Below are 21,391 nucleotides of genomic sequence, written 5' to 3'. Positions count from 1 at the left end.
TGCGAGGATTTGTTTGCGGACAGCATGAAGACAAATCGGCCTGGGCCCAAGGAAAATCGAAACACCCAAGGCTGTCCTTGATTCCTGCAGTTTGCTTGTGCAGGGTCATCGATACGCTTGCTACTCTGAAACCGTCTTCCGTGGGGGAATGAACGTGGAACAAGCCGCTAAAGCACGCCGTTCAAAGGTGTCTGCAGGCCGCAAGAGTAAGAATCACAAGACAGTGAGGCGTACCGGTCGGGGGACCGGAGTTCGTATCGCGCCTTCACTACTTGCAGCGAATTTCCGAAATCTCGAAGATTCCATTAAGCCACTGAAGGCGACATCTCTGTCGTGGCTGCATCTTGATATCATGGATGGGAACTTCGTTCCGAACATCAGCTTCGGTCCGGACGTCATCCGTCAGATTCGCCCCATCAACGAGCATCTCTATTTCGACTGTCACCTGATGATCGACGATCCGCGCAAGTACGTGAAGCAGTTCGTCGAAGCGGGCGTCCAGAATTTGACCTTCCACGTCGAGGCCGCGGGTGAAGACAGTGTGAATCTTCTCAAGTACATCCGGCGCCAGGGCATCCACTCCGGCATTTCCATCAAGCCGAAGACGAAGGTCGCGGAGATCCGCGATTGCCTCGAGCACGCAGACCTCATTCTCGTGATGACGGTCGAGCCTGGCTTCGGCGGACAAGAGTTGATCCCCGCTACGCTCAACAAGGTGCGCGAATTGGTGCTCCTTCGTGAGGAGTTGGGCCTCGAGTACCTGGTCGAGGTCGATGGCGGCATCAATCCGAAGACTGCACCCCTGGCCGTCGCCGCAGGCGCCGATGTTCTCGTGGCAGGAACGTCCGTCTTCCGCGATGGGAAGATCCGCGAAAACACGCGCGCCCTGCGCAAGGGTCTGATGAAGCTGCAATAACCCCTTGCACACACGTCCAGCATGTCGCATCCGAGGGCACCTGATTTTGCCCCGAAGGAGAGGACTCGCCCATGAGACACTCTGCCTGGATGCTTGTATCGATGCTTCTCCTCTGGGGATGTACCGTTTCCGCCTTTGGCAGCGAGCCCACTTCCTCCGATGAAGCGACAACTATGAGTACACTGCGCATCACAGCAGAAGTCCCCGAAGGTCTCGGGCCAGTCTTCCTGGCGGGCAGCCTCAAGGTGCTTGGCCCCTGGAACCCGCGGTTCTTCGAGATGACCGGCAAGGGAACGCAACGCGAAGCGGTTCTCGAGGTCCCAACCGGCACGCAGGTGGAGTTCAAGTTCACACTCGGCGATTGGGGACAGGAAGCGCTGGATGAGCAGGGCAACATCCCGCCGAACTGTGTCGTGGTCGTCGATGGCGATACGGACTTCGAGATTGAAATCCCCGAATTCGGTTCCAACGAACAGCCGCAACCTCCCGAGCCGCTGGCGTCGGAGATTCCGGGCAAGCTGATGTATTGGCTCAACATGGAGTCGAAATATCTGAAGCCGGACCGACATGTCGCGATCTGGTTGCCGCCGAGTTACGAGACGGAACCGGAGCGCCGCTACCCCGTGCTATACATGCACGACGGGCAGAATGTCTTTGAGCCGCGGACCAGTACAGCGGGAGTCGATTGGGGTGCGGATGAGAAAATCGCACAATTGGCCGGCGAAGGAATCATGCCGGAGATGATTGTGGTTGCCTCCTTCTGCACCTACGATCGCATGAATGAATACTCTCCATACGCCCTGGGTCCACTGTACGCCAAGTTCATGGTCGAGGAACTGAAGCCCCGCGTCGACGCGGAGTTCCGCACGCTGCCTGATCGCGAGCACACGGCCGTGATGGGCTCGTCGATGGGCGGATTGATCTCGCTCTACATCGGATGGAAGCACTCCGACACCTTCAGCGCCGCCGGTTGCCTGTCGACCCACTACCCGTGGGAGAACGGACTGATCATCCAGGAAATCCAGGAGAGCGGCTACTACCCCACCGATGTGAAACTGTACTTCGACTACGGAACCGAGGGCATCGATTCAGAATACGCCGCCTACCAGGCCAAGATGACGGCCCTGCTCGAAAGCTGGGGTTGGACGCAGCCGGAGGACTTCATGGTCTACGTCGCGGAAGGCGCCAATCACAGCGAAGCCGACTGGCGCGCTCGCCTGCAGATTCCGCTGACCTATCTGTTCGGTGAATTGCCGAAGGACAAGTAGCCCAGCTTACGATCCCGTGGCCAGGAAGCTGACCGGCGATCATTGCTTTCATTACGCCTGCGAACCTTACTCAGCCAGACTCATCGGTTGACAACTCGGCATGCCGTGCGTTGACTCATGCGCTTGTCGAGGGGCCGACAAATCCGCACCAAACAGGTATAGAACACATGACGACAGAAGCTGGCAGTATCCAAACTGTGGACGACAAACTCCTTCGCCGTTTGGCCAACACCATTCGTGGCCTTGCGATGGACGGCATCGAGAAGGCAAACAGCGGACATCCGGGCCTTCCGATGGGCTGCGCGGACTTTGCGGCTCTGCTTTTCCTGCATCACCTTCGGTTCGATCCGACGCACCCGGATTGGCCGAATCGCGATCGCTTTATCCTGTCCGGCGGACACGGATCGATGCTCCTCTACTCGTTGCTGCACCTCTGCGGCTACGAAGATATCACAATGGACCAACTGAAGAATTTCCGTCAGTTGCATTCCAAGACCCCCGGACACCCCGAGAATTTCGTCGCGAAGGGTATCGACACAACGACCGGCCCACTGGGCCAAGGCTTCGCCAATGGCGTCGGTATGGCGCTGGCCGCGGACATGATGGCCGCGCGCTTCCCGGATCTCGTCGATCATCGCATCTATGCAATCGTGACCGATGGCGACTTGATGGAAGGCGTCGCCGCGGAGGCCGCTTCCTTCGCTGGGCACCATCGTCTCGGCCGCCTGGTTTACTTCTACGACGACAACCACATCACGATCGAAGGCGACACGGATTTGACCTTTAGCGGCGAGGATGTGGGCAAGCGTTTCGAGGCCTACGGCTGGCACGTCCAACACGTCGACGGTCATGACTTTGAGCAGATGCACCATGCGCTGACGGCTGCAGAAGAAGAGACGGATCGCCCGTCGATTATCGTCGGCCGCACGAGGATCGGCTTTGGCGCACCGAACAAGGTCGGAACGGCGGGCATCCATGGATCGCCGCTGGGTGCCGAAGAGCTAAAGCTGGCGAAGGAGAACCTCGGCCTTCCCGTCGATAAGGATTTCTACGTTCCCGACGGTGATTACGAAATCTGGAGCAACCGTGCCAAGGAAGGCGCGGACGGCTACGCCAAGTGGGAAGCGATCGTGAACGGTGCCCCGGCCGAGCGGCGAGACGCCTTCAACGCCATGTTCGAACAGAAGGTGCCGGACCTGAAGGCTCTGCGCCCGACGTTTGAGGCGGGCAAAGGCGTGGCTTCGCGCAAGAGTGCCGGCGCCGCGCTGAACGCGTACGCCCCCGCGGTGCCATGGCTCGTCGGCGGGTCGGCAGACCTTGCGCCGTCGACGAACACTCTGATCAAGGGCTCGGACAGCATCGGCCCTGGCAAGTTCAGCGGCCGCAATTTGCACTTCGGCATCCGCGAGCACGCGATGGGCTCGATCATGAACGGCATGAGCCTTTACGGCTCGTTCAAGCCCTACGGTGCGACGTTCATGGTCTTCAGCGACTACATGCGCCCGGCAGTGCGTCTGGCATCCCTGATGAGCCTGCCGGCAGTGTTTGTCTTCACGCACGACTCGATTTTCCTCGGTGAAGACGGCCCAACGCACCAGCCCATCGAACACCTGGCCGCGCTTCGCTGCATTCCGAACCTGACCGTCATCCGGCCGGGCGATGCGCATGAAGCTGCCGTGGCATGGGAAGTGGCCATTGAAGAGAAGGATGGCCCGATCGCACTGGCACTCACCCGCCAGGGCATTCCGACGCTCGATCGCGGCGAAGGCAAACTGGCCGCCGCAGATGGGTTGACGAAGGGCGCGTACGTGATCCGGAAGGAAAACGGCCCGAAGCCCGAAGTCATTCTGATCGCGACTGGCTCCGAGCTCAGCCTTGCGATCGCCGCAGCGGAGAAGTTGGAGGCGGAAGGCAAGAGCGTGCGTGTTGTCAGCATGCCGAGCCAGGAGTTATTCCGTCGCCAATCGGACGACTATCGCGAAGAGGTTCTCCCGAGTAGCGTTCGCAAGCGCGTCGTCGTTGAAGCCGGAATCCGCCAGGGCTGGGAAGAGTTCGCGACCGATTGCGGCGCGTACGTCGTCATCGAGGATCGCTTCGGCGCATCCGCCCCGGCCAAGGATCTGGCCGAGTACTTCGGCTTCACGGTCGAGAACGTCGTCGCCAAGGCGAAGGCGCTATTGAGCTGATTGCCCGAGCGACTTGAGACACGAACAACAGGAGCGCCGAGCAAAAACTCGGCGCTCCTTTCATTCATGGGCGACCTTCATTAACATTACACAATCTCGAAGTCCGCCGTGAAGTGTCGCAGGAAAGGCGCCTCATCAACGATGCGCAGGCCGCGGAGGTTCTCACGTTCGGCGTAGACTTCCAGAATGGCTTCAATCAGGTAGTCGACGTGGCTCTGTGTGTAAACGCGGCGCGGGATCGCGAGGCGCACGAGTTCCATCGGCGCCGGCAAGTCATTGCCATCCTTGTCCTTCTTGCCGAACATCACGCTGCCGATCTCAACAGCGCGAATCCCGCCCTTCAGGTACAGCGCGCAGACGAGCGACTGCCCTGGGAATTGCAGCGGCGGAATCTGGGGCAACATGGCCTTTGCATCGATGAAGATCGCGTGCCCGCCGGGAGGTTGCACGATCGGCACGCCGTTCTTGCTGATGTGTTCGCCCAGGTAGCGAACCGACGCAGTGCGATACTCGAGGTAGTCTTCGTCGAGAGCTTCCTGCAGTCCGACGGCAATGGCTTCCAGGTCGCGCCCGGCCAGGCCGCCGTATGTCGGGAAGCCTTCCGTCAGGATCAACAGATCCCGCTCCTGGCGCGCCAGCTTCGGATCGTTCATCGCCAGGAAACCGCCAATATTTGCAAGCCCGTCCTTCTTCGCCGACATCGTGCAACCATCGGCGTAGGAGCACATCTCCTGGGCAATCGACTTTGCGGTGCGATCGGCATAGCCCGGCTCGCGCATCTTGATGAAGTACGCGTTCTCCGCGATTCGGCACGCATCGAGGAAGAACGGAATACCGTGCTTACGACAGACGGCGGAAACAGCCTTGATGTTCTCCATCGAAACCGGCTGCCCGCCGCCGGCGTTATTCGTCACGGTCAGCATGCAAATGGGGATGTTCTCGACGCCTTCGGTTTCAATCAGTGCCTCCAGCTTCGCGATGTCCATGTTGCCCTTGAAGGGATGGCGACTGGCCGGATCGAGACCTTCCTTGATCACGAGGTCCACGGCCTTCGCATCGGCGAATTCGATGTTCGCACGCGTCGTGTCGAAGTGCGTGTTGTTCGGCACGATGTGGCCGGACCGGCAGACTGTGCTGAAGAGAATGCGCTCGGCTGCCCGCCCCTGGTGCGTGGGAATGATGTAGTCGAAGCCGAAGATGTCTTTCACCGAGGCCTCGAAGCGCTCCCAGCTTTGGCTGCCGGCGTAGGACTCGTCGCCTCGCATCAGGGCGGCCCACTGCTCTGCGCTCATCGCTGCTGTGCCGCTGTCCGTCAGCAGATCAATCAGCACCTCCTCGGCGGGGAGCTTGAACACGTTGTAACCGGCGCGCTTCAGGTACTCCTCGCGCTCGGCGGGCGTGGTCATGCGGATCGTTTCAACCGTCTTAATGCGAAATGGCTCGATGATGGTCTTCATGGAGAAACCTCCGGGCATTTGGCGGTTTATGACACAACCCCCTGGCGGTGTCTACCGGGAAGGGTTCCCGGCGGCGTTGGGCCTGGAAGCGGGTCGCCGACGCTCCGGCGTAGTCGACGTTTGAGATGGCTTGACTTCCCAGCCTCCTCCTTTTTGCATTGGGTATTCTCGTGAGGATTGAGGCTCATGTCGAAGCCCGCACGTCTGCTGTTCTCGCTCCAGCGTTTCCAGGCCGAGGCACCCACCTCGAACGTGGATGTGATCGCCGAGTGCCCGACCGGCATCCCGATTGGCTGGATTTTCTGCTTCGGCGGACGGAATATCTGGGAACCGGATGATCATATCGAAGACCGCGGCGGCTCATCGGCGTTGCGAAATCGGTACGAGACCCCGGTCGAAGTCGCCGAGGCGCGCATGAGCAACGTCGTTGGTGCCGTGCAGAGTTCGCCGCACCTTTGGGTCTGGCTCAGTTCCCTCCAACTGCTGCAGCGCCGCCTTTCCAATCGTGGCAAGAAGGGCTTCATCCGCGTCGACGCGAACTGGGCGTTCAAGCAGGAGAAGTCGCGCGAGAAGATCGTAATCCTGACCGCGCAGGCCGAGAACATCGTGAACCTGATCCTGATGGGACGCATTCGCGAAGTTCCGAACGTCCTGCCCAGCTTCGATCCCTTCTGCCCTTTCGTTCCACACATCGAAGAGAAGGACGCCAAGCGCTTTGCAAAGGCAAAGGGCTTTGAGAACCTCGACGGCGCCCGACGTGCGGCGGCGTTAACCGTGGGGTTGCCTCCGCGGGATCAGGAGCGGTTCCTCACACAAGTCGATGAGGTCTGCCAGCCGGAGTACGAGAAGCTTTCCTCGTTGCCGCCTTACCCGATGGCCGCCCCAGCCACGAAAGTGGACGACGACGGGCTGCTCGGCAAAGTCAAAGGCCTGTTCCGGCGCGGGTGATCTGAGGCGAACGGGTCATGGAAACTGCCGTCTCGCAATCCCCATCCAGTTCGTTCTTCGAAGGACGCGTCAGCGAGGCGTTCGAGTCTTTGGCGTCCATCGCAACCAGCGGTCCGTACGTTGGGCGCGAAGAGCTCTCGCTCACAGACAAACTGGCGGCCATCGCCCTTGAGGCTGGATTCGAAGCGGAGCGCGTCCTTGGCCAAGGCGGAATGGGCGCGGTGGTGCTGGCGACGGATGTGCAACTCGGCCGTCGCGTTGCACTGAAATTCATTGCCTTAGGCCCGCACTCCGAGAAGCATGTTGAGGATTTGAAGCGCGAAGCGGAGCGCATGAGCCGCCTCACTCACGAAAACATCGTCCAGGTGTATTCGTGGCATCGCGCGGGCGACATCGTCTTCTTCGCCATGGAATACATCAACGGCCAGACGCTGTACGACTGGGTGCGGCGAGAGCCGATCGTCTCTGTGCCGCAGGCGCTGCGCATCATTGCCGAAGCGGCCTCCGGGATCGCGTTCGCCCACGACCAGGGCATTCTGCACCGCGATATTAAGCCGCAGAACATTCTGATCGGACCGACTGGTCGCGTGAAAGTGGCGGACTTCGGTCTGGCATCGAGCATCGAGGAAGCCTGGGCGGGCGGCGGCTCGGTATGCGGAACATTGGGCTATATGGCGCCTGAACAGGCACGCGGGGAGGCGTTCGGACCATCGAGCGACATCTTCTCGCTCACCGCGACGCTGTACTTCGCCTTGGCGCGAATGACGCCGTTCGGGCGCCAGCGCGACATGGAGGCGTTCTTCTACGCAAACAAGAACGGCCTGGTTCAGAACCTGGAAGACACGCGACGCGACTTGTCGCCGGGATTGCTGCGACTGGTCAGCCGCGGCCTGCATCCGAATCCTCTGCGACGATTCGCCGATGCAGACCAGTTCCGTCGCGAGTTAGAACGCGTTCTGATGGATGAGTCATCGAGTTCCGGCCTGATGCTCCGTCGGCGCATTCGTGAGTTCTTCCAACGTTGGGCACTTGCGATCGGGTTGCTGATCGGATTCGCAATTGGCGGATTCGTCGTCTGGCAGTCGGTCAATTCGGGTCTGATGGATGTATCGCAGGAACCGGAAATCGATCAGTCGCAGATCGAGCGACGCCTTCGCCTGGTCGACCGCTACCTGCAAACATCCGGCGGGCAATTGACAATGAGGGCGTTCGAACGCCGCAATCAATTGGAGGCCGCACGGGCACGCGGAGACTGGCAGGAAGTCGATCGATTGATGGCGTTGATCGAGGCGGAGATTCTCGGCCCATCAACGGAAGAGTAACGCCGTCGCCATCGCGGCAATGCCCTCTCCCCTGCCGACAAACCCCATCCCTTCGTTCGTTGTCGCCTTGATCCCGATGCGGTAAGGCGGGATCCCAAGATCCTCCGAGATAATCGCGCGCATCGCGTCGATATGTGGCGCGATCTTTGGACGCTCGGCAACGAGAGTCGCGTCCACATTTCCAACCGACCAGCCATGAACGGTCATCTGGCGACGAACTTCGCGCAGCAGGACGCGGCTATCCGCGTCTTTCCACTTGGGATCGTCGTTTGGGAAGAAGTGCCCGATATCGCCCAATGCAGCCGCGCCGAGCAACGCATCGCACACCGCGTGCAAGAGAACGTCCGCATCGCTGTGGCCGAGAAGACCAAGATCTGAGCGGATCTCGACACCGCCCAGAACCAGGCGACGTCCCTCTGCGAAGCGATGAACGTCGTAACCGAAACCAACTGCAAATGGGGGCGAATCGCTCATGACTGTTCTCCCTCGCGCCGCGATCGCATCCATGAATCGGCAGCGTTCAGATCGGCGGGCGTTGTGATCTTCACATTATAGGAATCGTGCATAACAGCAGCGGTCCGCAGACCGAGTGCCTCAAGCGCCTGCCCCTCGTCGGTGAATCGATATGCGCCCGGCAGGTCCAGCGCCTTCAGCAACAACTCGCGCCGGCAAACCTGCGGCGTTTCTGCACGTGCCATGCGCGACCGATCGATGGTTTCGGCGATTGTCAGATGATCGGAATTGAGCGCCTTCAGCGTGTCCGTGACGGGCGAGCAAACAATGGCCGCCGCCAGTCGCGGATCTTTCTCCATCAAGGCGACGGCTTCCGAAAAAGCACCGAGCGGTACGAACGGACGCGCGCCGTCATGAACGGCCACGACATCGCAGAAGGGCATAATGCCCTCCAGGCCCTCGCGGACGGAATCGGCGCGTTCATCTCCGCCCAGCACAACGCGCACGGGGTAGCGCAGTCCGGCCCGGATGCGCCTCCACTCTTCGGTGTCGCGCAAGTCCGGGGGCAGAACAACAACGCGGTCTGCAATGCTGTCGAATTCGTCAAAGGCCTCCAGGCAGTGCGCAAGGATTGGCTTGTCGTCGAGCAGGGCGAATTGCTTCGGACCGCCGAAACGTTTCCCCGAACCTGCCGCCACGACAACCAGTCCTACTCGCATCTCATCGCTCCATCAGGATCGGCGCTCGAATCCGAGAATCGCGTTCAGCACCCGGCGGTAGATTCCACGCAGGATTTGCACTTCGCCGTGACGCAATCTGGCACGGAGGGCAACGCGACGCAAGACTCGCTCTGGGTACTTTACGGGCACACCGCGCTCGTACCCCGCGGCGTCGAGAACCTGGCGCAAGTGCGCGAACATGGCCTCGACTTCTTCGTGCGGCGCGGGTGCCTCCGCATTCTCGTCTCCGGCACCGCGAGTTTGCGCTTCAGAGACGCCGACCAGCGCCGCCGTGACGGCCTGGGCGAGATTCATCGAGGTGTACTCGGGCTGCGTCGGGAATCCCCACAGGTTTCCGCAGAGGCCGCACTCGTCACTTGTGAGGCCGCTGTCTTCGCGACCGAAGACCAACGCACGGGTCTCCGCCGCCGGGCGATCGCGCAGCAAGGGCTCGGGAACGAAACCAATGAACTCGCGACGACGGTCGTCGCCTTCTTGAGCGGTCAAGGCGATCGAGAAGTGGACATCGGCAAGTGCTTCGCCGAGCGTCTCTACCTCGCGTCGGGAGGCGATGATATCGTAAGCGGAACGGGCCAGTTGGCCCGCAGGGCCTTCGATTCCAAGATCGCAACGTGGATCGACAACGGCCAGGTCGTGGCAACCGAAGTTCTTCATCGCGCGCGCAACCGCTCCGACATTGGCTGCGGTTTGGGGGGAGACCAAAACCACACGCCAATTCGTGAGAGGAGCGGGCGCCGTCATTGTCAGCCCCCGATGCGATCCTGGCCGAACATTGGCACCAACACGTCGGGAATCTTGATGGAGCCGTCGGCCTGCTGGTAGTTCTCGATCACAGCAATCATCAGGCGCGGCAATGCGAGACCGCTACCGTTCAGCGTGTGCGGGAACTCCGGCTTGGCGCCCTGCTCGCGGCGGAACCGGATGTTTGCGCGGCGCGCCTGGAAGTCGCCGAAGTTCGAGCAACTGCTGACTTCGAGCCAGCGATCCATGCCCGGCGCCCACACTTCGAGGTCGTAACACTTCTGTGCTGCGAAAGACAGGTCCGCGCTGCAGAGTTCCAGCACGCGATAGGTCAGGCCGAGCGCTTCGAGCAACTCCGCCGCATTGCGCGTCAGCGATTCCAGCGCGTCGCTGCTATTCTCCGGAAGAACGAACTGAACCATCTCGACCTTGTCGAACTGGTGAACGCGGGAAATACCGCGATTCTCTCGACCATAGCTGCCCGCCTCGCGGCGATAGCACGGAGTGTGGCCGACGTACTTGATCGGCAACTGCTCCGCGTCCAGAATCTCGCCGGAGTGCAAGTTCGTTACCGGAACTTCCGCCGTTGGAATCAGGAACAAGTCGTCCGACTCGATTCGGTACATGTCCTCTTCCAACTTCGGCAACTGGCCGGTGCCGGTCAGCGTCTGGCGCGTCACGAGATGCGGTGCCGCGATTTCGGTGTAGCCGTTCTTGCGTGTGTGTGTGTCGAGCATCCAATGCACCAGCGTGCGCTGCAGTCGCGCGCCGGCGCCTTTCAGTGCGTAAAATCCGCTGCCGGAAATCTTGGCGCCGCGCTCCAGATCCAGGATATCCAGCGCCTGGCCGAGGTCCCAATGGCTCTGCGCGTCGAAGTCGAACTTCGCCGGTTCGCCCCACGTGCGGCGGACGACATTCTCGTCCTCGCTCTTGCCGATCGGCGTATCGGGCCCGGGCATGTTCGGCAGGCGGAGCAGGATGTCATGCTGCTCCTGCTCGATTGTGCGCAGACTGTCGTCCAGATCCTTCAGCTTGTCGCCGATCCCGCGAGATTCAGTCTTCAACGCCTCGATGTCGCCGCCGGCCTTGGCGACCTGCGGAATCTGCTTCGAGACCTCGTTCTTGCGGCGCTTCAGCTCATCCGTCTCCTGGATCAGGCTGCGACGCTGCTCGTCGAACGCCAGCACCTGGTCAACCAGGGCCGGATCGGTCAGTTTGGCCTGCAGGCCTTTGCGGGCATCATCGGGGTTTTCGCGAACGAATCGAATATCCAACATGGGGGCGTGTTCTCGTCGAGGAATCGGGGCGAGTTGGGCTCGCCAATGCCTGAAAGGGCTGGCCTTCGAGCCTGCCAGTCGTCAACCCAATTGGCTGGGACCGGGGCTTCCGGCAAGGTGCCCAGTCATTCCATTTGCCGCTCCCTGCAATTTGGTTTGCGACACAAACTAAATTCCGTTGACAACCAGAAGGGCAATGGGTTCACTCAATCCAGATGAGGAACGTGAACAGGAGGACCCATCATGGAAGATACACTGAATGCGCAACAGATCGAACGCCGAGCGTACTCCGCAACGCGCAACACGGGCTTGTTCGAAATCTACGTCGGCGCGCTGGTCATGGCGGTCGGGTTCTTCATGACGATGCTCGACTGGAAGATTGGCGTCGGCTGGTCATTTGCGATCTACCTCGTGGTGATCGGCGCCGCCGTGGGGATCCACCGGTACGCATTCCACCGCATCAAAGCCCGCCGCCTGGGGAATGCGGTTTTCGGCGAGGAGCGGAAGAAGAAGGAACGCAAGGTTCGCCTCGCGTTTGTGGCCGGCTTCATCGTGACGACTGGAATTGTGCTCGCGACGATGTTCCTGTGGAAGCACCCGACGACTGATGCGCCGCTGAACATCCCCATGCTGATGGCCGCCATCTGGGCGTTTCAGATCATCGCCGTGTTTGCGGTCCTGGCCTACTACTGGGATCAGCCGCGGATGTTCCTCCTTGGCGTGATTCTCGGCGCCACGGTGCCAACAGACCTGGCACTGCGCGAGTTCGCCGAAATCGCTGCATCCTGGATCGTCTACGGCGCGGGAGGCCTCATGCTCGTTCTGCTGGGAGTCGCTCTCTTTGCGCGATTCGTCCGCGAGAATCCGGTGTATGAACCGGAGGCATCCGATGAGTGACCCGCTTCCTGACAAGACGCCTGATCCGCAAGCGTTCGCATCCGTCGATCGGCTGGTTCACGAGCCGGCCCGCCTGGCGATCGTCTCTCTGCTCAGCGTCCTGGAAAGCGCCGACTTCCTGTTCGTCATGCGCCAGACAGGACTGACGCAGGGCAACCTGTCGTCCCATTTGTCGAAGCTGGAAGCGGGCGGCTACGTGGACGTCGAGAAGCACTTCGAAGGCAAGCGACCCGTCACCACATTGCGACTGACTCAAGCTGGACGGCGGGCATTTGAGGAATATCGTTCAACGATGCGGACACTGCTCCAATGACACTTTAGTTTCCGGATGCAGCCCAATAGAAACGCTTGCGCCACAGAACGTGCCCCCCTAGATTCACACCGATCAATGTAATCACAAGCGCGAATCCAGGGGGATAGCATGGAGTTCATTCTGTTGGCATGCAGTGTGGTTCAATCAATCTGTTTCATTTGGGTGCTTGTAGGCATCTTCTTGCAGAAGGGCATTATCTGGGGAATTCTTGGGATCTTCTGTGGGATCTACACGCTTCTGTTCGGCCTGCTGGAATGGGAGTCGTCATACAAGTGGCTGGTCATGCTCGCCTGGATCGGTGCGTTTGCTGCGCAGATCGCGATTCTCGCGTCGGGGTAGGTGGCGGGGAATCCTCCGGCAGGCGCGGGAGGACCTTCACCACACCCGCTAACAGTCCTTCCGCGGATTCAATTGCTCGATCGCGCTTTTGGCGAACAAAGTCTCCAGGGGCTTTCAGTTCTTGAGAAATGGTGAGTTCGGAGAAGTCCAGATTTGGAGCAATCTGCTCGGTCGATGAGTTTTTCGGCGAGTGGCGGGTGATGGGTTCCTGCTTCATTGGCTCGAAGTTCAGCGCCAGGAACAACACGACGGCAGCAGCGGCAGCCAGCGGGGCGAGCAGAAGCACACGGACCTTCGCACGACGGCTCGGAGCAGGCGCGGCGCCGATGCCGTGCATGATTCGATCATGAAGCCCCTCGGGCAATTCATCGGTCTCGCCCAGCATCTCATCAACCGCCTGCAGTTCCTCCCACAGCGCGCGCAGATTCGGATCGCCATCGACTTCTCGTTGCAGAACCGGAGAGAGCGGCTCATCCGGATGCGTATCGAGATATTCCTGCAGTCGGCGAATCGTTTCGCTGTTCATCATTCACCATCCCTTCTGTCGGCATTGCCAAAAACAATTTCTCTCAAGCGAAGTCGCGCCCTGTGCAGCGCGACCTTCACGGCTCCTGGCTGACGCCCAAGGGTTCGTGCCACGTCGTCGATCTTCATCTCCTCGCCGTAGAACAGCGCCACGGCCTCGCGACTGGCCTCCGGCAGTTGTGCAACGGCTCGGTCGAGTTGCTCGTGGCGCTGGTCCGCCTCCGCTTCCTCACGCGGCGAGGGGCGCTTGGAGCTGTGCCATTGATCCTCCAGCGTAGTCGTCGGCTGACGCCTTCTTCGATATGAAATGGCCGTATTGACAGTGATACGCGCAATCCACGGGCGCAGTGGTTGGCGGGAGTCGAACGAGCCAAGATTCGTGAACGCTGCCGCGAAGACTTCCTGCGCCACATCCTCTGCGTCCTCGCGATTACCGAGGATCCGACGCGCAATGCGGTAGACGGAATGCTCGTGGGCAAAAACGATTTCTTCGAACGCCTGGCGATCGCCATCCAGGACACGCCGTACGGTGGCCGCGTCCGCGGCACGCGACTGCGACGACTCCACTCGCGAATGCGAGGAAGTCGTCGCCAGAGGCTCGATGGCCGCAGCCATGATGGGCGAATCCTGCCGAGTCATCAGTCCACTGCCTGCTTGATCAGATTCAGTGCGGCATCGTTCGGGATCTCCACCGTCAGCCGGGCGGCCTTGCCGTCTTCGGACTTTTCGGCACGCGCCCGCTGAGAGAGGAGATCGATGACCTTTTCTTCTTCGCGCAAGAGCTGGGCGAATGCAACGGCACCTTGTTGGATCTGAAGGTAATTCTCGACGAGCTCCTTGCGATTCGGCTGAAGCTGGACGCTCGCGGAGACATTGCTTGAACCAAGATCCACCGTGGCGATGGCGTGGTTCAGGTCGATGGCGTGAGAGATTTCGCCGAACTCTCCCTTGGTGTTGTCGGTGGAGCGCAACGCGAACCAGAGATCGTGCGAGTTCATGTCGTTGGGCAGTGCTTTGCCTGCCGGGGTACTCATGAAGGAGGCGTGATCCTTGTTCCGAGTGTCGAGAAGGACCCGCATCGCCTCCTCGCTGCCCGCGAAGGCCAGAAGGTTGTCATCGAGGAATGCGCCGTACTTCTCATCGCCATCCCGCCACTTGTGAACGGTCACGCCGTCGACCTTGTCTGACTGGTAGGACTCGTTCAACTTCACCAGGTCGAGCAGCTTCTCCTGGTTGAAGTTACCGCGCGCCAGGATGACGATTGACTCATCACGATCGACGATTCCGAACAGATAGAGCTCCTGCAGATCGGTGAAGATGTCCAGATCGGTGGTGTTCTGGAGGACTTTGGCCTGGTTGCGAGCCTTCTCTTCGCCGTAGGACTCCAGCACCTTCTGAAAGAGCGGGGAATCGATGGCGCTGCGAACATCCAGGCGGGCGACGATTTCCGCCTCCTCCGGCGCCAGGGCCAGGAGGTTGTCCTGTGCATACGAGATGGAAATAGAGCAGAGCGTCAGTAGGACGCCAAGAGCGGGGATCAGCCGTGGGAAGAACATGGGTCTTCTCCTTCGTAGAATCGGGTGAGGCGAAACGTGATCACGTTCCAGCGTTCGTGGCCTGCACCCGATAACTACGCAGGAGAATCGAAAAGGTTACATCGAAAACGCAGATTTCTCTGCCAAGGGTCAGAATTCGGCAGAGTTTGGCGTGCGCGGGTACGGAATGACGTCGCGGATGTTGCCCATGCCGGTGGCGAACTGGATGATGCGTTCGAAGCCCAGCCCGAAGCCGGCGTGGGGCACACTGCCGTAGCGCCGCAGGTCCAGGTACCACCAGTAATCCTTCGGATCCAGGTGACACTCCTTCATGCGACGGATCAGGACATCCGTGCGCTCCTCGCGCTGGCTGCCGCCGATGATCTCTCCGATCTTCGGCACCAGCACGTCCATCGCGGCAACGGTCTTCTCGTCGTCGTTGAGGCGCATGTAGAAGGCCTTAATCTCTGCGGGATAGTCGTAAAGAATCACCGGCTTCTTGATGTGCTTCTCGGTCAGGAAGCGCTCGTGCTCCGACTGCAGATCGAGCCCCCACTTCACAGGGTATTCGAACTTCTCGCCGGATTTCTCCAGGATATCGACCGCTTCCGTGTAGGTGAGGCGCTCGAACGGCGTATCGATGATGTGCTTCAGTGTCTCGATTGCCGTCTTGTCGATCCACTTGTTGAAGAACTCCATGTCCTCGGGGCACTTGTCCAAAATCGTGCGGAAGAGGTACTTGATGTACTCCTCGGCCAAATCCATGTCGCCCTGCAGATCGCAGAAAGCCATCTCCGGCTCGATCATCCAGAACTCCGCCAGGTGGCGGGACGTGTTCGAGTTCTCGGCGCGGAACGTCGGGCCGAACGTGTACACGTTCGAAAGCGCCAGGGCGTAGGTTTCGGCGGAAAGCTGACCGCTGACGGTCAGGTTCGTCCGACGGCCGAAGAAGTCCTGGGCAAAGTCGATCTGCCCCTTGTCCGTACGGGGCGGCTTGTCCAGGTCAAGCGTCGTCACGCAGAACATCTCGCCGGCGCCTTCGCAGTCGCTACCGGTGACAATCGGCGTGTGGAGGTAGATGAAGTCGCGTTCCTGGAAGAAGTCGTGCGTGGCCTTCGCAAAGGCGTTCCGCACGCGTGCGATCGCGCCAAAGGTATTCGAGCGCGGCCGCAGGTGTGCGACTTCGCGGAGGTACTCCATCGTGTGGCGCTTCTTCGCCAGCGGATACGTGTCCGGATCGTCGATCCAACCGAGTACCTTGACGGACTTCGCGCCGACTTCGACAGACTGTCCCTGTCCGGGAGACTCGCGCAGTTCGCCGAGGACCTCGACGCTACAGCCGGTGGTCAGCTTCTTGATTTCGCTCTCGTAATTCGGCAGCGCGCCGTCGGCGATCACCTGGATGCCACGCATGCACGACCCGTCGTTGATCTCGATGAACGAGAATCCGCCCTTGGAGTCGCGCCGGGTGCGCACCCAGCCCTGCACAGTGACTTCCGCCCCGTAATCGGTGCGGTTGAGAATCGATTTCACACGTTCCTGGATCATGATTCCATCTCCCGGTTATGACAAAGCGCTCTTTGGGTACCAGCCAACGAACGCGGCCGCCACGAAAAAGTGCGTGGCGGCCGCAGGAGTTCTCTTCGGTTTTGCGACTGATCAGTGCGACTCTTCCGGGATCCGGAACATCGAAACGCGGAGGAGCGGCGGCGTAATCAGAGTGGTCACAATAACCATGATCACGACCGCGGAGAAGACTGATGGGCTGACAACGCCCAGGCCGCGACCGATGGCGGCGAAGATCAGGCCGACCTCGCCACGAGGGATCATCCCGAAACCAACGGTCAGTTTCGACCAGATACCACCCTTGATGGGCAGACCGCAGACTTGCTTACCGACGATGGCTGCAACGGTTAGAAGCGCGGCCAGCACGAGCACATCCACTTGAGCGAAGGTCTCGAGCTGCACTTGGATGCCCATCAGAACGAAGAACACCGGCACAACCAGGGCGGAGAGCGGGTGCAGTTGGTGGCCAAGAGCGTCATGTGCATGTTCCTCGTCATCGCCCGTCAAGAACGGGCGGATGTGGGATTCTTCCAGAACAAGGCCGGCCGCGAAGGCACCGACGATCGTCGCAAGACCGACCGCATTGGCCAGATAGGCAAGCAGGAAACAGAAGATCAGCGCTGTCGCCACTAGCAGATGAGCGCCGCGAAGCTTCGCCATCAGACGGAATCCGTACGGCGCCAACTTCAGCCCCAGGAAGATCGCCAGACCGAGGAAGACGATGGCTTTCAGCGTGGTGATGCTGGCAATCGTGACGACGCTGGCTTCCACCCCGTTCTCGTCTGCGACGATAATGCCGGCGACCACCGCCAGGATAACCAGGCCGATGACGTCATCTATCACAGCCGCACCAAGGATCACCTTGGCTTCGCGAGTCTGCAGTTTGCCCAGGTCCTTGAACACGCGCGCTGTAATGCCAACACTGGTGGCGCAGAGAATGGCACCGACGAACATGTGGCCGTGGCCGGGTGGAAGGCCCGGAGGGAAATCCGTGATCAGAGCAACGCTGACGCCGTAGCCGATCAGGAAGGGAGCCACAACGCCGACGACGGCGACGATAAACGACAGCCAGCCGACCTTCATCATCTCCTTCACACTCGTTTCCAGGCCGACCTCGAACAGCAACAGGACGACACCCAGGCGAGCGACCATGTCCAAGTAGGATCCCTCTTCGCGCACGGCGTGGATCGTCTGGGATAAGGCGCTGCCATCCCAGAAGAGCGTGGCCGATCCGATCGCAACGCCGATCAGAAGTTCGCCGAGGACCGCCGGCTGATGGAACTTCTCAGCGAAGTGCCCACCAATCTTGGCTGCGAGCAATACAAGGAGTAGCTCGAGAAGCACGAGCGCGATGGGATCGGAGTGACCGGCGCTGTGTTCTTCGCCGTGTTCGGCTTCCATTTCAACCAGTGCATGTTCCTCATCAGCCAGGGAACCATGCTCTGCTACGGCAGCTTCGATCTCTTGGACGGTGTCATCGGGGAAGTTCTCTTCGACAGCATTCTGGCCAAAGCCAGTCGACTGTACAGTCAAGAACCAGATCAGCGTACCCAACAGAATCGTGCTGATCATCCGCCAGCTTGGAAGCGGGCGGCGCTTAAAATCCGGTCTTAGCAATGGGCGTCTCCTCAAGAAAATAACGGTCTATCCAACCCCCTCATGCGCCATTAGGATCAACCAAAATTCGGGGGGAAATGAAGGGGGACCGGTCCGGAATCCAGCCGGAACCGATTTCTAGAACACGGAAACCCTCTGAATGATCATCCTCCAGGGTTGCTGACGACCGTCAGTGCCACCGGCAGAATGCGTTCCCGCGATCCGGGGTCGGAGGGGATGTTCGTGACGGAACTGGCAATGCCGGGCCTCAACTGGTCAAGCTGGCTGATGCCTTCGATCGCCATGACGCTCGAGCCGCCGCCGTCCAGGTTCATCGAATGATAGCAGCCGAGGTGATGCATCAGGCGGGCGAGCTCGCACAGTGTCAGGCCCACACTGTGAGCCATATCGGTCCGTCCATCGATCACGGTAATCACCCAGTCTTCGCTGGTCGTCAGGCCAATGGCCGTTCGGGGACCGCGAGTACGATCGGCATCGTAGGGATAGCGACTCGGTGGCGGGCCATTCGGGCGGAACTCCCCCGCCGCCCAAGGCGACAGCAATGCGTCCGCGTCAAGCACGCGGCCGTCTGAAAGCAACTTCGGCCCGGATGCCATCACCCAGTCGAGAGCCATGTCGCGGGAAGTGATCAGGCGAAGCTCCCACTTCGGGAATGGCGCCCGCCCGGGATCATCCAGCCACTCCTGCCAGGGAGCAGCCAGGGAGCCCATCAGGCGTACAATCGCCCCTCCGATGGGAGGATGAGCAGTGCCCGGAGCGGCAACCTTGGCGAGTCCAGTACCCGAGAACACCAGGTCGACGACCGGTTCGCCAGGCTCGACACTCGGCATCGGGCCATCGAATTCGCGCCACACCGTTGCGGCGGCTTCTGGCTCCTGAATGCCTGAGACCAGTTGGAATACGCCGTTATCATTCACGCACATTGTCAGGTTCTGCGGACCGAGAACTTCGATCCGGCGAACGCCGTCTCGCCACTCCACCGCGCAGGGACGCTCGATCCACGGAGGCATGTGCAGCATCCCGTCGGCATACAACGCGCCGATGGGTTGATGCAGCGCGCTCAAATCGTCCTCGTATTCTTCGGGGAAATTCAGGAAGTACCCGCCGTTCGTCGCCGCCAGCACGTTCGCATCTGCCTGGACGGACCAGGAGGGCGGATAGGCCGGCAGGTAGCGCGCGACCTCCAACTGTGATCCGTTGAAGCGTCTCAGGCTTGGCTGCATCGTGGGAATCAGATCGAGCAGATCGTCGTTCCACTCGCCGGAATCGACACTGAGCTGAAGAGCTTCGAGATCTTCCCACGGACCGCGCGGAGCGCCGGACTTCGAGCAAGTCAGCGCGCGCATATTGACGAAAAGGCGCGATTCTTTCTCCCCGGGGGATTGACCGCGCAGCGCGCCGGCCGCCCAGTGCGTCTGCCAGTACGCATACTCGATCGCATCGATGTCCAGCAGCCCGGGATAGGCCATGGCAATGCTGGGCTGGAGCTTGGCCGGAAAGCCGCTCTCGACGCGCAACTCGTTGAGGCAAAGACCCATGTCCTCGCCCGTGAAATGGTCGGACCACCCAAGGCGACGGCGTCGCCAACTGACACCCGGAGCCAGGAAACGTCGCGTATCTTCCACGATGACGAACGAGTCCTTCTCGCAGCGCGTGCCGAGAATCTTCTCGATCGCGCCCTGATCGAAGGGCTTCGCGCCGGGGGGAAGCGGCGGAGGAGTCTTTTTTCTCAAGAAATCGATTTTATCGAACACTGTTCCCGTATGCCTCGTGTACTCCACCGGAGTCGACCCGATCGACGATTCCCATGATCAAGTCGTTGATGGGTGCGCGTTCGACGTGAAAGACCAGCGATGCCAGGCCCGGTGCGGCGCCGACGAGAACTGTGTCCCCGGGGCCGGCACCCACGTAGTCGATGGCCATCGTCACTTTGCCCAGGGGCTCGTGATCCAGCCCCAGTTCCTCGACAACCATCAGCTTGCGGGTCTCGTAGGCGGGGAGTTTGAACGTAGAAACAAGGTTCCCCACTACGCGGGCGACTCTCATGTCGAATTACCTTCCATGCCCTCGACGTTCAACGAATCAACGATGCCGGCAATGGCACAGTCCGTCGGCGCGTAGTGCGTGCCGTAGTGTGCAAACATCGCATCGCCACTGCGAACGATGTAGACCAGTTCGCCTTCGGAGCGATTAAGCTGGTCGATTGCAACGGCAGGCGAACCCATGTCCTCGAGCCGATGATTGATCGGCTGAACGATTGCAAGTCGCAGATTGTCGAGTGCCGGGTCCTTGACGGAACACCACAGTGTTCCGATCACGCGCGCCATATCCATCAGATCGATTCTCCGGATGGTGCGTTTGGTTTGTCTTCCTCAACCTCGCCAATTTCATTGATGACGTCGGCGAGGTAACCGGCGCCGTAGCCGTTGTCGATATTCACGACAGAGACTCCCGGCGCGCAGCTATTCAGCATTCCCAGCAGGGCCGCCAACCCTCCGAAGGAGGCGCCGTACCCAACGCTGGTCGGTACTGCGATGACCGGTGCGCGCACCAGCCCACCCACAACGGAGGCAAGTGCCCCCTCCATGCCTGCGGCGACGACGAGGACGCGCAGGCGCTCCAGTGCTTCGCGATGGCGCAACAATCGATGAATCCCCGCAACGCCCACATCGTACAATCGCTCGACGGGACTTCCCAGCGCCTCGGCCGTCACAGCAGCCTCTTCCGCAACGGGAATGTCCGTCGTGCCGGCGCAAACCACACCCACAGTGCCGCTCTTGCGAGGTGGTTCATTGACAGTGACCAGCAACGTGCGCGCCCGGTCGTTTCGCTGGGCCTTCCAGCCCCGGAATGCCTCCGCGACTTCATCCAGCTTTCCAGGATTCAGCCGCGTAACCAGGACATTCTGCCCGGCCTGCACGAGTGCCTCTGCGATGTCGATGATCTGCGCGGCGGTCTTGCCCTGGCCGAAAATGGCTTCCGGACGTCCCCGACGGGCGAGCCGGTGCGTGTCCACCTTCGCGTAACCGAGATCCTTGACCATCAGGTCGCGAACCTGGTCCACGGCGGATTCGGGGTTGTAGTCTCCCTGTGCGACTTTCTGCAGGAGTTCGCGCAAATCGTTGCGGAATGCCTCTTCAGGCGGTGGCTGCTTCGTCATCTTCACCAGGTCGTCAGCGGGGATCGAAATACTCACGGTGCAGTCATTGATTGGAGCACAACCGGGCTGTCCGATGCAAACTATTTCCGCCCCTAAAAATCCCTGCCCGTAAGGCAAATGGATCCAAAGGT

Annotated in this window: 21 protein-coding genes; 7 read left to right on the top strand and 14 right to left on the bottom strand. The window is 60.4% G+C overall.

Features of this window, described 5'->3' with window-relative positions; translation table 11 throughout:
* Positions 1–148: 148 nt before the first annotated feature.
* The 3 genes from rpe (at position 149) to tkt (ending at position 4,370) form a co-directional block, all read left to right on the top strand.
* Positions 149–916, top strand: a complete 768-nt coding sequence (gene rpe / locus KQI84_07465; protein MCB2154711.1) for a ribulose-phosphate 3-epimerase — start codon at positions 149–151, stop codon at positions 914–916.
* A gap of 71 nt (positions 917–987) precedes the next feature.
* Positions 988–2,184 carry a hypothetical protein gene (locus tag KQI84_07460; protein ID MCB2154710.1) on the top strand — a complete coding sequence of 399 codons (1,197 nt, stop codon included), beginning with the start codon at positions 988–990 and terminating at the stop codon, positions 2,182–2,184.
* A 167-nt stretch (positions 2,185–2,351) separates the two neighbouring features.
* Positions 2,352–4,370: a transketolase gene (gene tkt, locus KQI84_07455; protein MCB2154709.1), complete on the top strand. Its 2,019-nt coding sequence runs from the start codon at positions 2,352–2,354 to the stop codon at positions 4,368–4,370.
* 86 nt (positions 4,371–4,456) lie between these two features.
* On the opposite strand, the gene KQI84_07450 is transcribed toward tkt, so the two are convergent.
* Positions 4,457–5,827 (bottom strand): tryptophanase, encoded by a 1,371-nt coding sequence (locus tag KQI84_07450; GenBank protein ID MCB2154708.1) that lies wholly within the window; start codon positions 5,825–5,827, stop codon positions 4,457–4,459.
* Positions 5,828–6,013: 186 nt separating this feature from the next.
* On the opposite strand from KQI84_07450, the gene KQI84_07445 reads away from it, so the two are divergent.
* The gene (locus KQI84_07445; protein ID MCB2154707.1) at positions 6,014–6,775 is read left to right on the top strand and encodes a hypothetical protein; all 762 of its coding nucleotides are present in this window, start codon (positions 6,014–6,016) and stop codon (positions 6,773–6,775) included.
* 17 nt (positions 6,776–6,792) lie between these two features.
* Entirely contained in the window at positions 6,793–8,097 is a 1,305-nt protein-coding gene (locus KQI84_07440; GenBank protein ID MCB2154706.1) for a serine/threonine protein kinase, read from the top strand.
* Here KQI84_07440 and ispF read toward each other — a convergent pair.
* From ispF to serS, 4 genes are read right to left on the bottom strand one after another with little or no spacing between them, the layout of a single operon-like run.
* Entirely contained in the window at positions 8,083–8,571 is a 489-nt protein-coding gene (gene ispF / locus KQI84_07435; GenBank protein MCB2154705.1) for a 2-C-methyl-D-erythritol 2,4-cyclodiphosphate synthase, read from the bottom strand. The genes KQI84_07440 and ispF overlap by 15 nt on opposite strands.
* Positions 8,568–9,269: a 2-C-methyl-D-erythritol 4-phosphate cytidylyltransferase gene (locus KQI84_07430; GenBank protein ID MCB2154704.1), complete on the bottom strand. Its 702-nt coding sequence runs from the start codon at positions 9,267–9,269 to the stop codon at positions 8,568–8,570. Before KQI84_07430 ends, ispF begins: the two co-directional genes overlap by 4 nt.
* A gap of 12 nt (positions 9,270–9,281) precedes the next feature.
* Positions 9,282–10,031 carry a hypothetical protein gene (locus KQI84_07425; protein MCB2154703.1) on the bottom strand — a complete coding sequence of 250 codons (750 nt, stop codon included), beginning with the start codon at positions 10,029–10,031 and terminating at the stop codon, positions 9,282–9,284.
* A 2-nt stretch (positions 10,032–10,033) separates the two neighbouring features.
* The gene (gene serS, locus KQI84_07420; GenBank protein ID MCB2154702.1) at positions 10,034–11,308 is read right to left on the bottom strand and encodes a serine--tRNA ligase; all 1,275 of its coding nucleotides are present in this window, start codon (positions 11,306–11,308) and stop codon (positions 10,034–10,036) included.
* A gap of 243 nt (positions 11,309–11,551) precedes the next feature.
* Between serS and KQI84_07415 the strand changes: the two genes are divergently transcribed.
* Both KQI84_07415 and KQI84_07410 read left to right on the top strand, forming a co-directional pair.
* Positions 11,552–12,205, top strand: a complete 654-nt coding sequence (locus KQI84_07415; GenBank protein MCB2154701.1) for a hypothetical protein — start codon at positions 11,552–11,554, stop codon at positions 12,203–12,205.
* Positions 12,198–12,518 (top strand): transcriptional regulator, encoded by a 321-nt coding sequence (locus KQI84_07410; protein ID MCB2154700.1) that lies wholly within the window; start codon positions 12,198–12,200, stop codon positions 12,516–12,518. Before KQI84_07415 ends, KQI84_07410 begins: the two co-directional genes overlap by 8 nt.
* 280 nt (positions 12,519–12,798) lie before the next feature.
* On the opposite strand, the gene KQI84_07405 is transcribed toward KQI84_07410, so the two are convergent.
* The 9 genes from KQI84_07405 to larB form a co-directional block, all read right to left on the bottom strand.
* Positions 12,799–13,386, bottom strand: a complete 588-nt coding sequence (locus KQI84_07405; GenBank protein ID MCB2154699.1) for a hypothetical protein — start codon at positions 13,384–13,386, stop codon at positions 12,799–12,801.
* Positions 13,383–14,021 (bottom strand): sigma-70 family RNA polymerase sigma factor, encoded by a 639-nt coding sequence (locus KQI84_07400; protein MCB2154698.1) that lies wholly within the window; start codon positions 14,019–14,021, stop codon positions 13,383–13,385. Before KQI84_07400 ends, KQI84_07405 begins: the two co-directional genes overlap by 4 nt.
* Positions 14,021–14,938 carry a hypothetical protein gene (locus KQI84_07395; protein MCB2154697.1) on the bottom strand — a complete coding sequence of 306 codons (918 nt, stop codon included), beginning with the start codon at positions 14,936–14,938 and terminating at the stop codon, positions 14,021–14,023. Before KQI84_07395 ends, KQI84_07400 begins: the two co-directional genes overlap by 1 nt.
* A 129-nt stretch (positions 14,939–15,067) precedes the next feature.
* Entirely contained in the window at positions 15,068–16,465 is a 1,398-nt protein-coding gene (gene asnS, locus KQI84_07390) for an asparagine--tRNA ligase (GenBank protein MCB2154696.1), read from the bottom strand.
* A gap of 111 nt (positions 16,466–16,576) precedes the next feature.
* Positions 16,577–18,100 (bottom strand): cation:proton antiporter, encoded by a 1,524-nt coding sequence (locus KQI84_07385; protein MCB2154695.1) that lies wholly within the window; start codon positions 18,098–18,100, stop codon positions 16,577–16,579.
* Positions 18,101–18,243: 143 nt separating this feature from the next.
* Positions 18,244–19,854, bottom strand: coding sequence for a phosphodiester glycosidase family protein (locus KQI84_07380; GenBank protein MCB2154694.1), 1,611 nt, complete (start codon positions 19,852–19,854; stop codon positions 18,244–18,246).
* Positions 19,844–20,146 carry a EutN/CcmL family microcompartment protein gene (locus KQI84_07375; GenBank protein ID MCB2154693.1) on the bottom strand — a complete coding sequence of 101 codons (303 nt, stop codon included), beginning with the start codon at positions 20,144–20,146 and terminating at the stop codon, positions 19,844–19,846. The genes KQI84_07380 and KQI84_07375 overlap by 11 nt, the downstream gene beginning before the upstream one ends.
* A complete protein-coding gene (locus KQI84_07370; protein ID MCB2154692.1) occupies positions 20,143–20,433 on the bottom strand; it encodes a EutN/CcmL family microcompartment protein in 291 nt (96 codons plus the stop codon). The genes KQI84_07375 and KQI84_07370 overlap by 4 nt, the downstream gene beginning before the upstream one ends.
* Complete coding sequence (larB, locus tag KQI84_07365; protein ID MCB2154691.1) at positions 20,433–21,260, bottom strand: nickel pincer cofactor biosynthesis protein LarB; 828 nt, start codon at positions 21,258–21,260, stop codon at positions 20,433–20,435. Before larB ends, KQI84_07370 begins: the two co-directional genes overlap by 1 nt.
* Positions 21,261–21,391: the final 131 nt, after the last annotated feature.

Source organism: bacterium (assembly GCA_020444065.1).
Lineage (GTDB): Bacteria > Sumerlaeota > Sumerlaeia > SLMS01 > JAHLLQ01 > JAHLLQ01.
This window is presented reverse-complemented; position numbering and strand designations above follow the sequence as displayed.